The organism is Sphingomonas sp. CFBP 13733 (genome assembly GCF_014841795.1).
In the GTDB taxonomy this organism is placed as follows: domain Bacteria; phylum Pseudomonadota; class Alphaproteobacteria; order Sphingomonadales; family Sphingomonadaceae; genus Sphingomonas; species Sphingomonas aerolata.
On sequence record NZ_JACYUP010000003.1, the window covers coordinates 120450 to 138391 of the forward strand.

16 protein-coding genes are annotated in these 17942 nt (G+C 69.8%); 10 read left to right on the top strand and 6 right to left on the bottom strand.

Annotation, left to right across the window (positions count from 1 at the left end):
- Positions 1-109 precede the first annotated feature (109 nt).
- The gene (locus IFT71_RS09045; protein ID WP_192140403.1) at positions 110-1069 is read left to right on the top strand and encodes an alpha/beta hydrolase; all 960 of its coding nucleotides are present in this window, start codon (positions 110-112) and stop codon (positions 1067-1069) included.
- Positions 1070-1078: 9 nt separating this feature from the next.
- On the opposite strand, the gene IFT71_RS09050 is transcribed toward IFT71_RS09045, so the two are convergent.
- Both IFT71_RS09050 and IFT71_RS09055 read right to left on the bottom strand, forming a co-directional pair.
- Positions 1079-2089, bottom strand: a complete 1011-nt coding sequence (locus tag IFT71_RS09050; RefSeq protein ID WP_192140405.1) for an alpha/beta fold hydrolase — start codon at positions 2087-2089, stop codon at positions 1079-1081.
- Positions 2090-2126: 37 nt separating this feature from the next.
- Positions 2127-2861, bottom strand: coding sequence for a hypothetical protein (locus tag IFT71_RS09055; RefSeq protein ID WP_192140407.1), 735 nt, complete (start codon positions 2859-2861; stop codon positions 2127-2129).
- 202 nt (positions 2862-3063) lie between these two features.
- Between IFT71_RS09055 and IFT71_RS09060 the strand changes: the two genes are divergently transcribed.
- The 8 genes from IFT71_RS09060 to IFT71_RS09095 all read left to right on the top strand — a co-directional run bounded on the left by IFT71_RS09060 (position 3064) and on the right by IFT71_RS09095 (position 11665).
- On the top strand, positions 3064-4422 hold the full coding sequence (locus IFT71_RS09060; protein ID WP_192140409.1) for an alpha/beta hydrolase: 1359 nt from the start codon (positions 3064-3066) through the stop codon (positions 4420-4422).
- Positions 4419-5957, top strand: coding sequence for a GMC oxidoreductase (locus tag IFT71_RS21845; protein ID WP_192140411.1), 1539 nt, complete (start codon positions 4419-4421; stop codon positions 5955-5957). The genes IFT71_RS09060 and IFT71_RS21845 overlap by 4 nt, the downstream gene beginning before the upstream one ends.
- Positions 5958-5967: 10 nt before the next feature.
- Entirely contained in the window at positions 5968-6771 is an 804-nt protein-coding gene (locus IFT71_RS09070; protein WP_192140413.1) for an SDR family NAD(P)-dependent oxidoreductase, read from the top strand.
- Positions 6768-7280: a peptide-methionine (S)-S-oxide reductase gene (locus IFT71_RS09075; RefSeq protein ID WP_192140415.1), complete on the top strand. Its 513-nt coding sequence runs from the start codon at positions 6768-6770 to the stop codon at positions 7278-7280. Before IFT71_RS09070 ends, IFT71_RS09075 begins: the two co-directional genes overlap by 4 nt.
- A complete protein-coding gene (locus tag IFT71_RS09080; RefSeq protein ID WP_192140417.1) occupies positions 7277-7774 on the top strand; it encodes a metallophosphoesterase family protein in 498 nt (165 codons plus the stop codon). Before IFT71_RS09075 ends, IFT71_RS09080 begins: the two co-directional genes overlap by 4 nt.
- 32 nt (positions 7775-7806) lie before the next feature.
- Positions 7807-8127, top strand: coding sequence for an HNH endonuclease signature motif containing protein (locus IFT71_RS09085; RefSeq protein WP_192141192.1), 321 nt, complete (start codon positions 7807-7809; stop codon positions 8125-8127).
- A 151-nt stretch (positions 8128-8278) separates the two neighbouring features.
- Positions 8279-11149 (top strand): TonB-dependent receptor domain-containing protein, encoded by a 2871-nt coding sequence (locus IFT71_RS09090; RefSeq protein WP_274602326.1) that lies wholly within the window; start codon positions 8279-8281, stop codon positions 11147-11149.
- A 150-nt stretch (positions 11150-11299) separates the two neighbouring features.
- Positions 11300-11665 carry a DUF4440 domain-containing protein gene (locus IFT71_RS09095; protein ID WP_031395307.1) on the top strand — a complete coding sequence of 122 codons (366 nt, stop codon included), beginning with the start codon at positions 11300-11302 and terminating at the stop codon, positions 11663-11665.
- 38 nt (positions 11666-11703) lie between these two features.
- Here IFT71_RS09095 and IFT71_RS09100 read toward each other — a convergent pair whose 3' ends face one another.
- The 3 genes from IFT71_RS09100 to IFT71_RS09110 are packed head-to-tail and all read right to left on the bottom strand — an operon-like array spanning position 11704 to position 15700.
- Positions 11704-13926, bottom strand: coding sequence for a molybdopterin cofactor-binding domain-containing protein (locus IFT71_RS09100; RefSeq protein ID WP_192140419.1), 2223 nt, complete (start codon positions 13924-13926; stop codon positions 11704-11706).
- Positions 13923-14414, bottom strand: a complete 492-nt coding sequence (locus tag IFT71_RS09105; RefSeq protein WP_192140422.1) for a (2Fe-2S)-binding protein — start codon at positions 14412-14414, stop codon at positions 13923-13925. The genes IFT71_RS09100 and IFT71_RS09105 overlap by 4 nt, the downstream gene beginning before the upstream one ends.
- Positions 14411-15700: a cytochrome c gene (locus tag IFT71_RS09110; protein WP_192140424.1), complete on the bottom strand. Its 1290-nt coding sequence runs from the start codon at positions 15698-15700 to the stop codon at positions 14411-14413. The genes IFT71_RS09105 and IFT71_RS09110 overlap by 4 nt, the downstream gene beginning before the upstream one ends.
- Positions 15701-15910: 210 nt before the next feature.
- On the opposite strand from IFT71_RS09110, the gene IFT71_RS09115 reads away from it, so the two are divergent.
- On the top strand, positions 15911-16948 hold the full coding sequence (locus IFT71_RS09115) for an alpha/beta hydrolase (RefSeq protein WP_192140426.1): 1038 nt from the start codon (positions 15911-15913) through the stop codon (positions 16946-16948).
- On the opposite strand, the gene IFT71_RS09120 is transcribed toward IFT71_RS09115, so the two are convergent.
- Positions 16911-17855, bottom strand: coding sequence for a 3-keto-disaccharide hydrolase (locus tag IFT71_RS09120; RefSeq protein ID WP_192140428.1), 945 nt, complete (start codon positions 17853-17855; stop codon positions 16911-16913). The two genes, IFT71_RS09115 and IFT71_RS09120, sit on opposite strands and share 38 nt — an antisense overlap.
- Positions 17856-17942: the final 87 nt, after the last annotated feature.

A 17942-nucleotide genomic window follows, 5' to 3' on the forward strand; every position in this document is an offset into this window, starting at 1 on the left:
TCACCTTCCCCACGACCGCCGATCGCAAGGAAAAACCGTCCCGCAGCCATTGTGCAGTGATAGCGCTATCGATATCATCCCGAAAACAGTCGAAAAGGGGAGAGCGGATATGCGCATCGGATGTCGCGGCAACGAAGTCGTTCGAGGGGCAAGACATCGTCTTGCATGGCTGGTCGGCCTGACGATCGCAGTCGCCCCGCCCGCGCTGGCGCAGTCCTCCGACACCATGGCGTCGATCGCCATTCCCGCGCAGCCCGGCGCGATCGATCTCGGCACCGGGAAGCTCCCCGGGGCGACCACCCCCGAAGCCTGGCACAGCCAATATGGCAGCGTGTTCGCGCGCAACGTCACGGTCGCGACGCTGACCCCCGTCCTGCCCGATCCCGCCAAGGCCAACGGCACCGCGGTGATCGTCGCGCCGGGCGGTGGATTCCGCACGCTGTCGATGGAGAATGAGGGCTGGGACGTGGCGCGCGCGCTTGCCGCGCGGGGCGTCGCCGCGTTCGTGCTCAAATACCGGCTGAACCAGACGCCGGCGGATCTAGAGACCTTCGCACGTCCCGCTCCCGCTGGTGCCCCCGCTGGCGCAACCCCGCCGCGCCGGGATCCCGCGGCGATGATGGCGGGCCTCGCGCCGCAGATCGCCGATGCGCGCGCGGCTTTCGCGCTCGTCCGCAAGCGGTCGGGCGAATGGCATGTCGATCCGGCGCGCATCGGCATGGTCGGCTTTTCGGCGGGCGCGATGCTGACGATGGCGACAACACTGGCAGGTCAGGACGCGAAGCCCGCATTCATCGGCAACATCTACGGCCCGCTCGGCGCGATGACGGTGCCCGCCGACGCACCGCCGATGTTCGTCGCGCTGGCGGCGGACGATCCGCTGTTCGGCAATGCCGGCTATGGCCTGATCGACAGCTGGCGCACCGCCAAACGCCCGGTCGAGTTTCACCTGTTCGAACAGGGCGGGCACGGCTTCGGCATGTATCCCAAGACCACCACGAGCACCGGCTGGTTCGACGAATTCGCGCGCTGGATGGCGATGCACGGCTGGATCAAGCCGGCGCAGTAACCGCGCCCCTTACGACGCGATCGCCGCCTCCAGCGTCTGCAGGAACCGCGCCGGCGCCTCGACCTGCGGCGCATGACCCAGCCCCTCGAGGCGGATCAGCCGCGCGTCGGGGATGCGTCGTGCCGCGGTCACCGCCGCCTGCGGCACGGTCTGCACCTGCGCCCGCCGGTCGGGTGCGGCGCGGTTCGCCCGGAACGCGGTGAGATCACGGTCGCCGATGATCAGCCGCACGGGCATCGCCAGCCGCGGCAGCTCGGCCGCGACCGGCTGGGTCTGGATCATGTCCGACAGCCGCGCCTGCGCATCGCGCACCACATCGCCGTCGGGACCGGCATATTGCCCCGCCAGCATCGCCACCCAGCGATCATAGGCCGGGCGCCATTCCCCGTGATAATAGTTGCGCAGCTGATACGCCTTGATCGACGCGGCATCGGTCTTCGCCTCCTCGGTGCGCAGCGCGCCGAGATCGGTATAGGGCACGCCCTGCGCCAGCGTATCGTTCAGCCCGAGCGGATTGACGAGCACGAGCCGCGACACGCGCTCGGGATGGAGCAGCGCGAACCGGGTCGCGAGGATCCCGCCGGTCGAATGGCCCACGAGGATGACCCTGCCCGCCCCGGCCCGGTCGAGCAGCCCGCGGGTCAGCTCGGCCATCGCGTTGAAGCTGTACTGATAGCCCTTGGGCTTGGACGATTTGCAGAAGCCGACCTGGTCGGGCGCGATCACGCGGTAGCCCGCGCCCGCCAGCCCGCGCGCGGTCTCGTCCCAGGTCGCGGCACAGAAATTCTTGCCGTGCAGCAGCACGACCGTCGTGCCGTTCGCCCGCGCGGTCGGTGCGAGGTCGAGATACGCCATCCGCACCGCCTGCCCCTGCGACGATCCGTCATACCAGCGCAGCGACGCGGGATAGGCAAAGCGCTCGAGATTGGCGCCGAGCGGCACGGTCTGGGCGAAGCCCGGCGTGGCGGAGACGGCGAAGGCAGCGACGGCGATCGCGGCGGGGATTTTGAAACGGATCATCCGCCTCTAACGACCGGCCGCGGCGAGGTGTCCCGTCCTACAGGCCCGGACTGTCCCCCTCATATTTGAGTTCGAGATACCGCCCCTGGATCGCGATCTCGTCGAGGCTGCTCCGCCCGAGGCATTCGCCGGCGCGCGCGAGCTCGGCATCGATCAGGCGCAGACCGTTGATCAGGTGATCGTCGGGCGTCCGGCCATCCGCCTGCATTTCGCGCCGCGCCGAAATGCCGACCATCCGCCAGCTGTCGACCAGCGCGGGCAGCTCGACCGCGACCAGCTTGCGGATCGACGCCGCGGCCGGGCTGCGCGGATCGAGCTGGGCGAGGCGCGGCGCCAGCGCCTCGAACCGGCTGCCCAGGGCATCGGCGAGCCGCAGCGCGGGCAGCGGCATCCCGCGGCGTTGTGCGGCGAGCCAGATCCCCGCCTGCTCGGCGAGCCCGGCCAGCCCGGCCTCCACCAGCGCCTCGCGTCCCGGCGCGCGCGGATCGGCCTGCGCGACGATCACGATCACCAGCAGCAGCATCAGCGCCGCGGCGACGGCAAGCGCCAGCATCGCCGGCAGGACCGCGGCGAGCGCCGCGCCGCCGAGCAGCGACACGATCGCCGCGAAGACCAGTCGGACCATCAGCCGCTTCTGCCGACGCGCCCGCGCCTCGCGCTCGCGCCGCGCCTGCTCGCGGCCTTCGGGCGACAGCCGCCGGAGCAGCTCTTCGGCCTGGGTGAGCCCGACATCGGCAAACCCTGCCGCGACGCTGCGGGCACGGTCGATCATCGGGGCGCGCTGACCGCTATTGTCGTCCATCGCGCGAGGATGCCGGTCTTTGCGCGCCCGGTCCAGACCCGCGCGGCGCGACAGACGCACCCAAAGTGGTCGCAGATCGACACCAAATTGATCTATGTCAATTACGACGGCCGGTGCGATGGAACGGTTCCGCGCCTGCATCGTCCGGTAGGGGTCAGTTTCGCGAGGCCCCATGACCCCACCCACCTTGTTGTTTTTACACGCCCTTGGCGCCAGCGCGCGCGAATGGCAGCAAGTCGCCGATCACCTGTCCGACCACGATTGCGTTGCGCTCGACCTGCCGGGGTTCGGCGACGCGGCCGATACGGGGCATGCCGATGTCGGGACGATGACCGACTGGCTGGCGCAGGAAATCCGCGCCCGCGACCTCACCGCCTGCGTGCTCGTCGGGCACAGCATGGGCGGCAAGATCGCCACGCTCGTCGCCGCGCGCGCCGCCGCGGGCGAACCGGGTCTCGCGAACATTCTCGGCGTCGTGCTCGTCGCCGCCTCGCCCCCCTCGCCCGAACCGATGGACGAGAAACGCCGGGCGGAGATGATCGGGTGGTTCGCCGATGGCCCGGCGTCGCGCGAGAATGCGGAAACCTTCGTCGATGCCAACAGCGCCGAGACGCTCCCGGAGGCCCTTCGCGACCAGGCGATCGACGACGTGCGGCGATCGAACCGCGAGGCCTGGCTCGGCTGGCTCGAACGCGGCAGCCGCGAGGACTGGGCCGCCGCCGTCGGACAGCTCGCGCTCCCCGCGCTGATCATTGCCGGGACCGAAGACGGCGATCTCGGCGAGGATGCGCAGCGCCGGCTCAACCTGCCGCATTATGCCAATGCCCGGATGCGCGTCGTCCAGGGCGCCGCGCACCTCATCCCCTATGAACAACCCCGCGCGCTCGCCGCGCTGATCCGCGAGCATGCGGCACTGGCGACGACGGCTGCGCTGCCCGAAGATTTCGCCCGGCTGCTCGACTCCGATCGCGTCAGCAGCGGAACGCGCGCCGCGATGCTCGACCGGATCTACCCGATGCCCGTCGGTACCGCGTTATGGGACGACGCCGACCACGCGACCGTCGCGGCGCTGGTGGCCCGGATCCTCCCCGATTGCGGCGCCGACCGTGCGCTGGCGGGTCGCATCCTCGACTCGGTCGCGCAGGGTGTCGGCGACGGCTGGCGCTTCGCCGAGCTGCCGGACGACCGCGCGGCGTGGTCGCGCGGGCTCGCGACGCTCGATACGGCGACCGGCGGTTTCGTCGCGCTGGCCGATCCGGACCAGGACGGCTGGCTCGATCGCATCGCCGGCGGCACGGTCGGCATCGAGGAGGACGCGACCCGCCTGTCGCCCGTGCAGATGCGCCTCTGGTTCGAGGATGTCCGCGCCGAGACGGTCCGCATCTGGATGGCGCAGCCATCGACGATGGCGGCGATCGGCTATGACGGCTTTGCGGTCGGCGGCGATGGCCCCCGCAAGCAGGGCTATACGCGCACCGGCGCCGACGATCCCGAAGCGTGGCAGCGCCCGTCGCAGGAGCGCGGGGCGTGACGACGAAGCGCCATGCCGCGAATGACGTCGTCGATGCGGTCGTGATCGGCACCGGCGCGGGCGGCGCCCCGCTCACCGCCCGGCTCGCACAGGCGGGCCTGTCGGTCGTCGCGCTCGAGGCGGGCCGCGCCTTCCGCCCCGACGAGCATGTCGCCGACGAGGTCGCGGCCGATATCTACTGGATGGAGGAACGGCTGAGCGGCGGATCGACGCCGACCGCGTTCGGGTCGAACAATTCGGGGATGGGCGTCGGCGGCTCGACGCTGCACTGGGGCGCCTTTTGCCCGCGTCCCGATCCCCGCGACCTGCGGCTCAAGACGCTGACCGGCGAAGGCGCCGACTGGCCGATCGATCCTGACGAGCTGACCCGGTACATCGCGGAAGTCGAGGCGTACACCGGCGTCTCGGGCCCGGCCGACTATCCGTGGGACGCCACCCGCCGCTACGCCTATCCCCCGGTCGCGCGCAACGCCGCCGCCGACGCGATGGCGCGCGGCTGCGCGGCGCTCGGCATCACCGCGACCGACGCCCCCGCCGCCCTGGTCTCGCGCGATCGCGATCAGCCGCACTGGGGACAGCGCCAGGCCTGCGTCAATTGCGGCGCCTGCCACCAGGGCTGCCGCAACGCCGCCAAGACGAGCATGGACACGACCTATCTGCCCCTCGCGGTCGCGCATGGGGCCGAGATCCGCGCCGGTGCGCGCGTGATCGCGTTCGACTATGACGGCCGCGGCCGGATCAGCGCGGTCGTGTACAGCCAGAACGGGCAGGAGCATCGCCAGCGCTGCTCCGCGGTCTTCCTCTGTGCGGGCGGTATCGAGACGCCGCGGCTGCTGCTCAACCTCGGCATCGCCAATTCGAGCGGTCAGGTCGGGCGCAACTTCATGGCGCATGTCGCAACCCAAATCTGGGGCCGGTTCGACGCCGAGATGCGGATGAACCGCGGCTATCCTTCGTCGCTGATCAGCGAGGACATGATGCGACCCGGCGATGCCGGCTGCGCGGGCGGCTATCTGATCCAGAGCCTCGGCGTGCTCCCCGTCAACCTCGCCACCGGGCTCGCCCGCGGTGCCGGCCTATGGGGCGAACGACTCCAGACGCTACTGCGCGGCTATAACCGGATGGCCGGGATCGGCATCAACGGCGAATGCCTGCCGCATGCCGACAACCGGCTGACGCTCGCCGACGAGGTCGACGCATTCGGCCACCGAAAGGCGCGGATCGACTTCAGCTATCACGCCAACGAACAGGCGATCGATCGCCACGCCCGGCGCACGCTCACCGACATCTGGGCGGCGGCAGGCGCGCAGGACATCTTCGCGGTCGATCGCTCGGCGCATACGATCGGCACCTGCCGCATGGGGCATGACGGCGACACCGCGGTGGTTGATTCCGACGGCCGCAGCTTCGACATTGCGAACCTGCTTATCTGCGACAACTCCATTTTTCCCAGCGCACTGGCGGCCAATCCCGCGCTGACGATCATGGCGCTGTCGCTGCGCACCGCCGACCGTTTTCTCGCATCCGACGATTGAGGAGTTTCACATGAATCTGGGTATCAAGGGGCGCATCGCGCTGATCAGCGGCGCGGATTCCGGCATGGGCAAGGAAACCGCGCGGCTGCTGCTCGAGGCGGGCGTGCGCGTCGCGATCACCGACCAGCCGGGCGGCACGCTCGACGCGGCGCTCGCCGAACTGTCGCCGCTCGGCGAGGTCGTCGCGGTGACCGGCGACGTCACCAGCCTCGACGATGTCCGCGCGATCTGGGCGGAGGTGCGCGAGCGGCTCGGCGATCCCGACATCTATGTCAACGCCGCGGGCGTGACGGGCGCGACCGGCGACTTTCTCGACGTCGACGATGCCGGCTGGGAGCAGACGCTCGACATCAACCTCATGGGCGCGGTACGCATGTGTCGCGAGGCGATTCCGGCGATGCGCAAGGGCGGCTGGGGCCGGATCGTGCTGTTCGCGTCGGAGGACGCGGTGCAGCCCTATGTCGACGAACTCGCCTATTGCGCGTCGAAGGCGGGGATCCTCGCGCTCGCGAAAGGGCTGTCCAAGGCCTATGGCGGCGACAATGTCCTCGTGAACACCGTCTCGCCCGCGTTCATCGCGACGCCGATGACCGACACAATGATGCGCAAGCGCGCCGAGGAACGCGGCGAGAGCTTCGACGCGGCGATCGACAGCTTCCTCGAGGAGGAACGCCCGGGCATGATGCTCAAGCGCCGCGGCAAGGCCGAGGAGGTCGCCGCCGCCGTTGCCTTCCTCTGCTCGGAGCGCGCGAGCTTCATCAACGGTGCAGGTATCCGCGTCGATTCCGGCTCGGTGTTCACGATCGCTGGATGACGGAACAGCGCGTGCACCGGATCGGGTTCGGCGGCGGGTGCCACTGGTGCACCGAGGGCGTCTTTCAGGCGCTCCGCGGCGTGCAGACGGTCGAGCAGGGCTTCCTCCAGTCCGAGGCCCCGTCGGACGCCTGGGCGGAGGGCGTCATCGTGACGTTCGACCCCGCCGCCATCACCCTCGCGACACTAGCCGAGGTCCATCTGCGCACGCATTCGGCGAAATCCGGCTATTCCCCCGCCGGCCGTTACCGCAGCGCCATCTATGTGTTCGAGGACGGCCAGCGCCCCGAAGCCGAAGCCGCGATCGCCCGGTTCGCGGCCGAGACGGCGGCGCCGGCCCGCACCCTGGTCCTGCCATGTCTAGGGTTCCGGGCCTCGGACGCGCGCTTCCAGAATTACTACCGGACCGATCCCGACCGGCCCTTCTGCCGCCGCTACATCGATCCCAAGCTCGACTATATCCGCACCCATTTCGCCGCCGTCGCCATGCCCGCGGAGCCGCGCGCGTGAGCGTCTTCTTCACCGCCGACACGCATTTCGGCGACCACCGCACGATCAACATCGCGCGCCGGCCGTTCGCCGACACCGCCGCGATGGACGCCGCGCTGATCGAGCGGTGGAACGCCGTCATCGGGCCGCAGGACGTGGTGTGGCACCTTGGCGACGTCGCGCGTCGCCCCGCGGACGTGGCCGGGCTGCTCGCGCGGCTGCACGGGACCAAACACCTGCTGCGCGGCAACAACGATCCCGACGCGACGCTGGCGGCGCCGGGCTGGGCCAGCGTCGCCGACTATGTGGAGATCACGCTCGACGACCGGCGGCTCGTCCTGTGCCATTACCCGTTCCGCAGCTGGAACGGCCAGCACCGCAGCGCGCTCAACCTGCACGGGCACAGCCATGGCCGGCTGAAGCCGATGCTCCGTCAGTTCGACGTCGGCGTCGATGTCGAGGGTCACGACTATGCACCGGTCGGTCTCGACCGCCTGCTCGCGCCCCGGCGATAGGTGCGAGGGGAATGGGCGGGCGCGTGAAACGGATGGCCGGACTGGCCGAGGCGGCGGCACGGACCGCGCAGGCTGCGGACGACCTGCCCTGCGCGCTCTGCGGCCGCCCGCTCGGCCACCGTGTCGAGCGCCACCACGTCGTCCCCAAGAGCGAGGGCGGTACGCAGACCGTGCCGGTGCACCCGATCTGTCACCGCACCATCCACGCCTTCGTCGCCAACCGCGACCTCGCCACCAGCTACGCGACGATGGACCAGCTCCGCGCGCGCGAGGATATCGCCCGCTACCTGCGCTGGATCATCGACAAGCCCCCCGACTTCCGCGCCCCCACGCGCAAGCGCAGCACCCCCTGAACGGACCTTGGTGGTGTAACCCGCAAGCAACACCCATTTCGCAATTTACCATTGCTGATCGTAACGGAGCAGCAACATATGGTCATAAAAACCATTTTCGTCGTAACCATGGTGCACCGCCGTAAAACGGGGTGTCACAAGGGGGACAGAAATGCGTTGGACGAAATGGATGATGCGCTCGTCGCGGATGGCGATGGGCGCGGGCCTGCTGATCGCGGCCAATGGCGCCGCGGCGCAGCTGGCGACCGACCCCCAGACGCCCACCGCCCCCGCGGCGACCGAGGCCCCCACCGAAGACATCATCGTCACCGGATCGCGCATCCGCCGCGACCCGCTCGATCAGCCATCGCCCGTCATAACCGTGGATGAGAACGCGATCGCGCGCACCGGCCTGTCGTCCGTCGCGGACATCCTGCAACGCCTGCCCGCCTCGTCGGGCGGCCTCAATTCGAAGTTCAACAGCTCGGGCAATTTCGGCAACCCGCCCGATGGCGGCGGCGTCGGCGCGGGCTCCGCGGTGCTCGACCTGCGCTATCTCGGCCCCAAGCGGACGCTCGTGCTCGTCGACGGACTGCGCTTCGTCAACGGCGCGTCGGCCAGCGGCATCCCGGCGACGGTCGATCTCAACTCGATCCCGTCCTCGATGATCGAACGGATCGAGGTGCTGCAATCGGGCGCCTCGACGCAATACGGGTCCGACGCGATCGCCGGCGTCGTCAACATCATCACCAAACAGAACCAGAAGGGGTTCAAGGGATCGGCGCAATATGGCCAGTATCTCGGCGACAATGACGGCAAGACGCAGGATTACCAGCTGAGCTACGGCTTTGGCAGCCAGGGCGTGCACGTCGTCGCGGGCGGCTATTACACCAAGCAGGAATCGGTCAGCGCCGCCGATCGCGACATCTCGCAATTCCCCAATCCGGGCCAGACCAGCTGCGCCGAACCCATCGGCGGCTGCTCCAGCTTCACGCCCTTCGGCCGGTTCCTAGTGAACGGCCAGAACATCACGCTGCGCGGCCCCGTCGCCAGCGGCCGCCCGGTCTATGACCCGACGCTCGCCACCGGCGACTTCAAGGCGTTCACCGCCGCCGATCGGTTCAACTTTGCCCCGCTCAACTATTTCCTGACCCCGGTCGAGCGGTTCGGCGGCTTCGTCAACACGCGCGCCGAGTTTTCGGAGGCGCTCAACCTGCGCGTGAAGGCGGTCTATAACCGCCGCAATTCGCAGAACCAGGCGGCGTTCCTCCCGCTCGGCATCGGTCCCGACGTCGGCAACGGCAACATGCTCGACACGCTCTCGGTCGATGCCACCAACCCGTTCAACCCGTTCGGCGTGACGCTCGTCCCCGGACAGAATTACACCGGGATCTTCCGCCGCCTCGTCGAGGCGGGGCAACGCACCTATAGCCAGCAGGTCGACACCATGTCGCTGACCGGCACGCTGGACGGCAAGTTCCAGATGTTCGGGCACAACTGGTATTGGGATGCGAGCGCGGTCATCGGCTATAACGATGCCAAGCAGCTGTTCACCGGCAACATCAACGCCGCGCGCCTCGCCCGCGCGATCGGCCCGATCAGCCAGTGCACGGGGGAATGCGTGCCGTTCAACTTCTTCGGCGGGGTCGGCTCGATCACCCCGGCGATGCTCGGCTATATCGGCTTCGACGAACGCGACCGCAGCCGCCAGAAGCTGAACGACTATACCGCCAATATCTCCGGCGAGCTGTTCGACCTGCCCGGCGGGCCGGTCGGCATCGCGATCGGCTATGAGCATCGCTATCAGTTCGGCAGCTTCACGCCCGACCCGATCATCCAGGCGGGCCTCGGCGCGGACATCCCGGCACAGGCGGCCAGCGGCAAGTTCAACGTCGACGAGGTCTATGGCGAAATCCGCCTGCCGCTGCTGCGCGACATTCCCGGCATCGCCTCGCTCGAGCTGAACGGCGCGGTCCGCCACTCCAACTATTCGACCTTCGGGGGCAATACGACGCTCAGCGGCGGCGCGTTGTGGAAGCCCGTCAGCGACCTGCTGCTGCGCGGCCAATATGCCGAATCGCTGCGCGCACCGTCGATCGGCGAGCTGTTCGGCGCGCAGTCGCGGTTCGACGCCTCGATCGACGATCCCTGCACCAGCGCCGCGGGCGGGCTGTTCCAGTCCAACCCGACCGTCCGCGCGAACTGCGTCGCCAACGGCGTCCCCGCCAGCGGCAGCTACGCCGAACCCTCGGGCCAGCTGCCGGTGCTCACCGGCGGCAATAGCGAGCTGCGCCCCGAAACCGCCCGGACGCTGCTGTTCGGCGGCGTCTACAGCCCCAGCTGGGCCCGCGGCGGCACGCTCTCGGCGCTCAGCCTCGAGGTCAATTATTACGACATCAAGGTCGACGACTCGATCGCGTCGATCCCGGCCCAGGTGCTGCTCAGCCGCTGCGCCCAGACTGGCGACGCGCTCAGCTGCGCAGCGGTGCGGCGTGCCCCCAGCGGCATCGTCACCGCGATCAACGGCCTGCTGCTCAACACCGGCGGCATCCGCACCAAGGGCATCGACGCGACGCTGACGGTCCGCTCGGGCGAAACCGGCGCCGGGCGCTTCGGCCTCTACGTCTCGGGCAACTATCTGCTCAAGTATAGCGAGCGCACGCCCGCGACCGACGGCTTCGTCACGACCGACTATGTCGGCACCGAACGCGGCTCGCCCGATCAGACCTATCCGCACTTCAAGGGGCTGGGCACGATCGACTGGTCGGTGGGGCCGGTCACCGCGAGCGTCACCGGACGCTATATCGACAATGTCGATGAAATCGCTGCGGAGAACCAGATGAAGAGCCGCCTCTACGGCGACGTCCAGCTCCAGTTCCGGCCGGCCTGGCTCGATTCGAAGCTCGCGCTGACCTTCGGCGTGAACAACGTCTTCGACAAGGATCCCCCCGCCTGCTTCAGCTGCAGCCTGAACAACTTCGACCCGACGACCTATGACATCCCGGGCCGGTTCGGCTATCTGCGGCTCTCCTACGGGCTGTAGGACGAAGGCTGCCGACCGGCGCGTCGGTCGGCAGCCACACAGGCGTCGGAAACATAGGATGCTCCGATCGCCAAAAGACCCTCGTCTCACCGATTGTGAGGAACGAAGTAGGCCGTCCCCGCGCTCGACCCCGACAGAAGGAGACGAGCAATGGACGACACCAGGGTCTGGGCATTTGAAGAAAGCCTGTGGACGGGCGACGCGGACCAGTATCACACGCTGATCGACGACGAATGCGTGATGGTGCTCCCCGAGCAGCCCTTCGTGATGACCGGCGCGCAGGCGATCGAGGCGGTCGCGGATACGCCGCGCTGGTCGGAGGTCCGGTTCAGCGAACAGCAGATCATGCGCCCGCAGGAAGGCCTGATCGCGATCGCCTACAAGGCCGAGGCGAGCCGCGAAGGCGCAACCGGCTATACCGCCTATTGCACCACCACGATGCGCCGGCTCGAGCATGAGGAATGGCGCGTGGTCCAGCACCAGCAGACGCTGGCCCCGGTCGCCGGCGGCGCCTAAGCCGACCAATACGGCGGTCACCCGACGACCGCCGTTGATCAGGAGCGCGTCGCCAGCCCCCCCGCCAGCGGCATGCTCCTGGTCCTGACCCCCGTCGCCGCCGCCAGCGCATTGGCGAGCGCGGCGGCGGTGGGCCCCTGCGCACACTCGCCCGTGCCCAGAAACGGCGTACCCGGCCGGTCGATGACCTCGACGACGACGCTGTGCAGCACGTCCGCGAACCGCAGGATCGGATAGCCGCTCCAGTCATAATCGGTCCGGCGCGCACCGTCGTGCCCCGCCGCCTCGTAGGCGGTCCAGCTCAGCGACTGGAGCACCCCGCCCTCGACCTGGTTGCGGATACCGTCGGGATTGACCGCCTCGCCGCTGTCGACCGCGACGACCGCGCGGTGGACGATCAGCCGCCCCTCGTCGGGGATCCGCTCGATATCGAGCGCGACCGCGCAATAGGCGCCGTGATTCTTGTACCGCGCAAAGGCGAAGCCCCGCCCGCGATTGGGCCGGGGCCGGTAGCGGCTCCAGCCGAACCGCGCCGCCGCGCGCCGGATCACGTCTGCAGCGCGCGGATCGTCGAGATGCGCGAGCCGGAACGCGACCGGATCACGCCCCGCCGCCGCCGCCAGCTCGTCCATCGCGCTTTCGAGCGCGAAGATGTTCAGATGCGCGCCCAGCCCTCGCAGCGCCGACACCCGCACCGGCATGTCGGGCAGGAAATGGCTGACGATGCTCTGGTTGGCGAAGCGATAGAGCGGGATGGCGTTGCGATCGCCGCCGCCATTGGGCTGCGGGATCGGCTTGGGCGGCGTCGGCGCGAACGGCGGCACCACCTCCACGCCCGCGAGCAGGTCGCCCGCCGCCACGGGCCGCGTGCTGTGCGTGTTGCTCCAGACCTGATGCCGCCAGTCGACGATCCGCCCCGACGCATCGAGCGTCGCGTCGATCTGCGCGAGCATCGCCGGCCCGAGCGGTTCCCAGCCATGTTCCTGCTCGCGGCTCCATTGCAGCCGGACGGGCACGCCGGGCATCGCACACGCGACCAGCGCGGCATCGCCCGCGACGTCGTCCGCCCCATTATGCCCATAACAGCCCGCCCCCTCGCGGTGGACGCAGCGGACGCGGTAGGCGGGCATCGCGACCAGCTCGGCGATCGCGGTGCGCAGCGGCTCGACGCCCTGGCTGTGCGTCCACACCGTCAATTGCCCCTCGGCCATCAGCGCCACCGCGCAGGACGGTCCGATCGCGCCATGCATCAGATAGGGCCGGTCGTACCGCGCGGACAGCCGCCGCACGCCCGGCGCCGCGGACGCGTCGCGCCGCGTGTCGATCACACTGCTCTCGCGCCGCATCTCCAGCAATCCGTCGGGCATCGGCGGCAGCGCGGGCAGGGCCGCGTCGCGCGTCCATGCACCCTGATTGGCGACGCGCAGCGCCTGTTCGAGCGGCCATTCGCGCGGTCCGACGATCGCCGCGAACCGCCCGACCTGCACGACCCGCGCGACGCCCGGCTGCCGTCGCAGCGCGGCAAGATCGGGCGTCAGCCGCGTCCCCGAGGACGGTCCGCGCAGGACGCGCGCATGCACCATGTCCGGCAGCCGCATGTCCTGCACATAGCTTGGCAGCCCGGTCAGCTTGGCGGGCAGGTCGACGCGCGGCACCGGTCGCCCGATCAGCCGCCGCGCCGCCACGGGCTTGCGCGGCACGTCGGCGCGCGCGCGCACCGCCAGCGACGTCGACGCGGCGAGCTCGGCATAGGTCGCACGCCGTCCCTGCCCGTCGAGCACGACGCCGTCGCGCGTGAACAGCGTCGTCGCCGACACGCCCCAGCGCGCCGCCGCGGTCTCGGCGAGCAGCAGCCGGACACAGGCGGCGGCATTGGCGATCGCGGTACCGCTCTGCTCGAGCGTCTGGCTGCCCGCGGTCACGCCCTCGTTCGGGGTCAGCGCGGTATCCGCGGTGATCAGGTCGACCCGCCCGATCGCGACGTCGAGCTCGTCCGCGGCCAGCTGCGCCATCGCGGTCTTCACGCCGGTGCCGAGCTCGACCTTGCCCGTGAACACCGTGACCCGGCCATCGGCACCGATACGGATCCACGCGTCGAGATCGGGGAATTTGGCGAGCGTCCCCGGCAGGTCGGGCGCGACCGTCGGCGGTCCGCCGCTGCCCTCGCCGCCGCCGGTCTGCGCGAGCGCGGCCGTCGGCGCGAGCGCGAAGGCGACCAGCAGCCCGCCGAGTACGTCGCGCCGCGACGCCTGTCCGCTCACGTCACCGGCTCCGCAGGCTCGACCACCCCGCCGCCACGCATCACCGCCGCGCGCCGCACCGCGCGCAGGATCCGCATATGCGTCCCGCACCGGCAGAGCGACGGCGCCATCGCGCTGCGCAGCTCGGTTTCGGTCGGCGTGACCGTCTTGCGCAACAGGCCCTCGGCACGCGCGATCATCCCGGGGATGCAATAGCCGCACTGCGCCGCCTGCTCGTGCAGGAACGCGCGCTGGACGTCGCCCGGCGCCGCCGCGCTGCCCAGTCCCTCGACCGTCGTGACCGTGCGCGTACCGACCGCACCGACGGGCAGCAGGCAGGCAAAGACCGGCCGGTCATCGACCAGCACGGTGCACGCCCCGCATTGCCCCAGCCCGCACCCGAACTTGGCCGCATGCAGCCGCAAATCGTCGCGCAGCACATAGAGCAGCGGGGTGGCGGGATCGACATCGACGCGCGCGGTCGCCCCGTTGACGGTCAGGTTGATCATTCACCCTCCTTGCGCGCTGCAGCGACGTCTGTCTCGAGGTCCGGCCAGGCCGATCCCGTCCCGTGCCGGACCTGCAGATAGGCGACGACCTCCGCCACCTGCCGGTCGTCCAGCGCATCGGCAAAGGCGGGCATATACGGCCCGCGCGGCGCGACCGGCGGTTTCAGCCCCTTGAGGATGACCTGGATCGTGTCGCGCGGATTCGCCTCGTGCAGCGGCGTGCCGAGCGGCAGCGCGGGCCGCCCGGCGACCATCATCGCCGCCCCCGGCTCGTGGCAGACCGCACACGCGCCGTCATACAGCCCCGCGCCCTCGGGATGCCGCTGCCTCGCGAGCGCGCGACGATCGGGCAGCCGCGGCTCGACCCGCGCGGCAGGCGCAGCGCGCATCTGCCACGCATAATAGGTCGCGAGCGCGCGCACATCGGCCGGCTTCGCGCGCGCCAGATTATAAGTAACCGGCCCCATCGGCCCCGCGGCCGCTGCGTGCGCGGTGCTGAGCCCGGTCCGGAAATAGGCGTCGAGCCGCTCGACGGTCCAGGCACGGACCGCGGGCGAGCGTGCGTTGATCGGCGGCGCATACCAGCCGCCCGACCAGCCACCATCATAGCCCCGGTCGCCGCGCTTCTCCTGCTGCAACAGCCCGCGCGGACTGTGACAGGCGGTACAATGCGCCAGCGTCTCGCCGATATAGCGCCCCCGGTTCCACGCGGCCGACTGGCGCGGATCGGCGACGACCGGCTGCGGATCGAAGAACAGCAGCTTCCAGCCCGCCAGCAGCGGCCGGAAGCCGAGCGGCGGGATCATCCGGTTCGCGGGCGGCACTGCGCGCACCGCTGGCCGGGTCATCAGGAATGCATAAAGCGCGTCCACATCGCCGTCCGCCACACCTGCATAATGCGTATAGGGAAAGGCCGGATAGAGATGGCTGCCGTCGCGCCCGACGCCCTCGCGCATCGCCCGGCGAAACGCGGCGGGCGACCATGATCCGATCCCGGTCGCGGAGTCGGGCGTGATGTTGCTGCCGTAGATCGTCCCGAACGGCGTCTTGATCGGATAGCCGCCCGCATAGGGACGCCCGCCCGCCGCCTGATGGCAGCTGACGCAATTGCCCAGCCGCGCCAGATTGGCGCCGCGCGCGACCAGTGCGGGATCGAACTGCCGGGGATCGGGGCGCGTCACGCGGGCGATGGCCGGCCGGTAGGCGATTGCGGCAAACACGATCCCGCACAGGCCCAGCAGCACGACGGCGATGACGACGATGCGCCTGATCCCGGGCCGGCTCATCCTCGCCTAGACCCTTGCGTCGCCGAACGCCGTCATACGCATCGTCTCGTCTCCCCCGTGTGACATCGGACGCACGGGCCGACCGGACAGGGATTGAACGATCCGGATGCCCACAATCTCCCCGCGCCGGGAGATAATCCCGCCCCGCCGCATCGATTCGCACCGCGCCCGCGCTGTGCTAGGCTGACCCGACACTATGAGGGGGCGGAGATGCGCGAGATCCTGACGGCGGCGGCCCTGCTGGGCGCCGCGTTGACCGTGTCGGCAACAGCTGCGCAGACCCCCGCGCGGACCACACCCCCACCGGCCCCCGCGCCGGCACTCCGGGGTACGCTGGCCGGCCCGTTCGAACTTCGGTCGCAGCGCTTTCCCGGTACGGTCCGGCGCTACTGGGTCTATGTCCCGCCAGGCTATGATCCGCGCCGCCCGCCCAATCTGCTGCTGTTCCAGGACGGGCAGCGCGCGACGAATCCGGCAGGGTCGCTCAGGGTGCCCGCGGTCCTCGACACGCTGATCCTGCAGCACGCGATTCCGCCAACGCTCGGCATCTTCGTCACCCCCGGTCACCGTGCGGCGCACTATCCCGACACGCTCGGCATGGCCAATCCGGATCACCGGGTTGAGGAATATGACGCGCTGTCCGACGATTATGGCTGGATGACACTGAACGAGCTGCTGCCCGCGGTCGCGGCACGCTGGCGGTTCGCCGATGATCCCAAGCGCCGCGCGATCGGCGGCACGTCGAGCGGCGCGATCGCCTCCTGGACGATCGCCTGGCGGCATCCGGAAGCGTTCGGCAACGTGATCAGCTTCATCGGCAGCTACACGTCGATCGGCCTCACGCTCGGCCCGGACGGCACGCCGCGCACGCTCGGCGGCGACCTCTATCCCGGGCTCATCCGCAAGAGCCCGATCCGCCCCTTGCGCATCGTCCTGCAGGACGGGGCCGCCGATCTCGACAACGAACATGGCAACTGGTTTCTCGCCAACCAGCAGATGGCAAAAAGCCTCGCTTGGGCGAACGCGCAGGCCGATGCGGAGCACCGCCCGGGCCCGCGCTACGACGTCAGGACGGCGTGGACGGACGGTGGCCATTCGGACGCGGACGGCGGCGCGATCCTGCCCGACATGCTCCGCTGGATCTGGCGCGACCAGCCCGCAGCCGCGGACGCCCCGCCCCCTACTGCCCCGCCCCCTACCGTTCCGCCCGCTACTCCACCGCCACGACGATCTTCGGCAGGGTCGTGATCGGCTCGACCGTGATCGCGCGGAACCAGGTCTCGGCGCCTTCGGATTGCAGCTGGATCCGGCCATGCGTCAGCGGCCGTCGGCCGTCGGGGCCGATCGTCGCCAGATCATGCACTTCGCCGACCGGTACGCCGTTGACGACATGCACCGCGCGGTCGCCGACGACATAGAGGTCGAGCGTGTTCCACGCGCCGATCGGACGTTCGGCGTCGGTCGCCGCCTCGACATTCCAGGTCGGCGTGCCGTTGACGATGTCGATCTCGCGTCCCCCGGCACGGTAGCGGAGATGCGGTTCGACCAGCGACGGATCGAACGTCACCCCGGTACGGCCGCGCAGCTTGCTGCCGACCGCGACGATCATCCCGGTCGATCCGGTCATGATCTCGAACTCGACCGAGGGCCGCCACGTGCCGAAGACCTCGCCCGGCGCGCCATGCGTATGATAGAGCAGGCCGTTGTTGCGCGGCTGCGTCGCCCGCGGTGCCCAGGTTTTGGCACCCCATTTGAACTGCAGCCGCAGGTGATAGTCGCGAAGGTCGGCCTGGTGGACCAGGCTGCCCCAGGTCTCGCCCTTCACCCAGATCGCCGGCGCCCCGTCGACGCTGCGCACCGCGAAATCGCCCTTCGTGTCCCGACTCGTGCCGATCGGCGGCGTGCCCGGCTTTGCCTGATAGGTGATCGAGGGGTCGGGATAGCCGAGCCACGCGGTCCAGCCCGTGAGACTGCGCCCGTCGAACAGCGCGATCGACTGGCCCGTCGCCACGGGGATGTCGGTCAGCCTGAGCCGCTGCGGCGCCGCGGCGGGCTCCCCCGCGATCGCCCGCGCCCGGTCCTGTGACGTCTGCGCGGTTGCAGGCGCGGACACCAGCATCAGCGCGACCAGCGCGCGCTTGGATCTTCCAGACATTCGCTCTCAACTCCCCCGTCATATTTATGGCTTAGCATAGCGCGTTATCGCTACCAGTTGAACTCCAATGGTCCCGCGCGCTAGGAC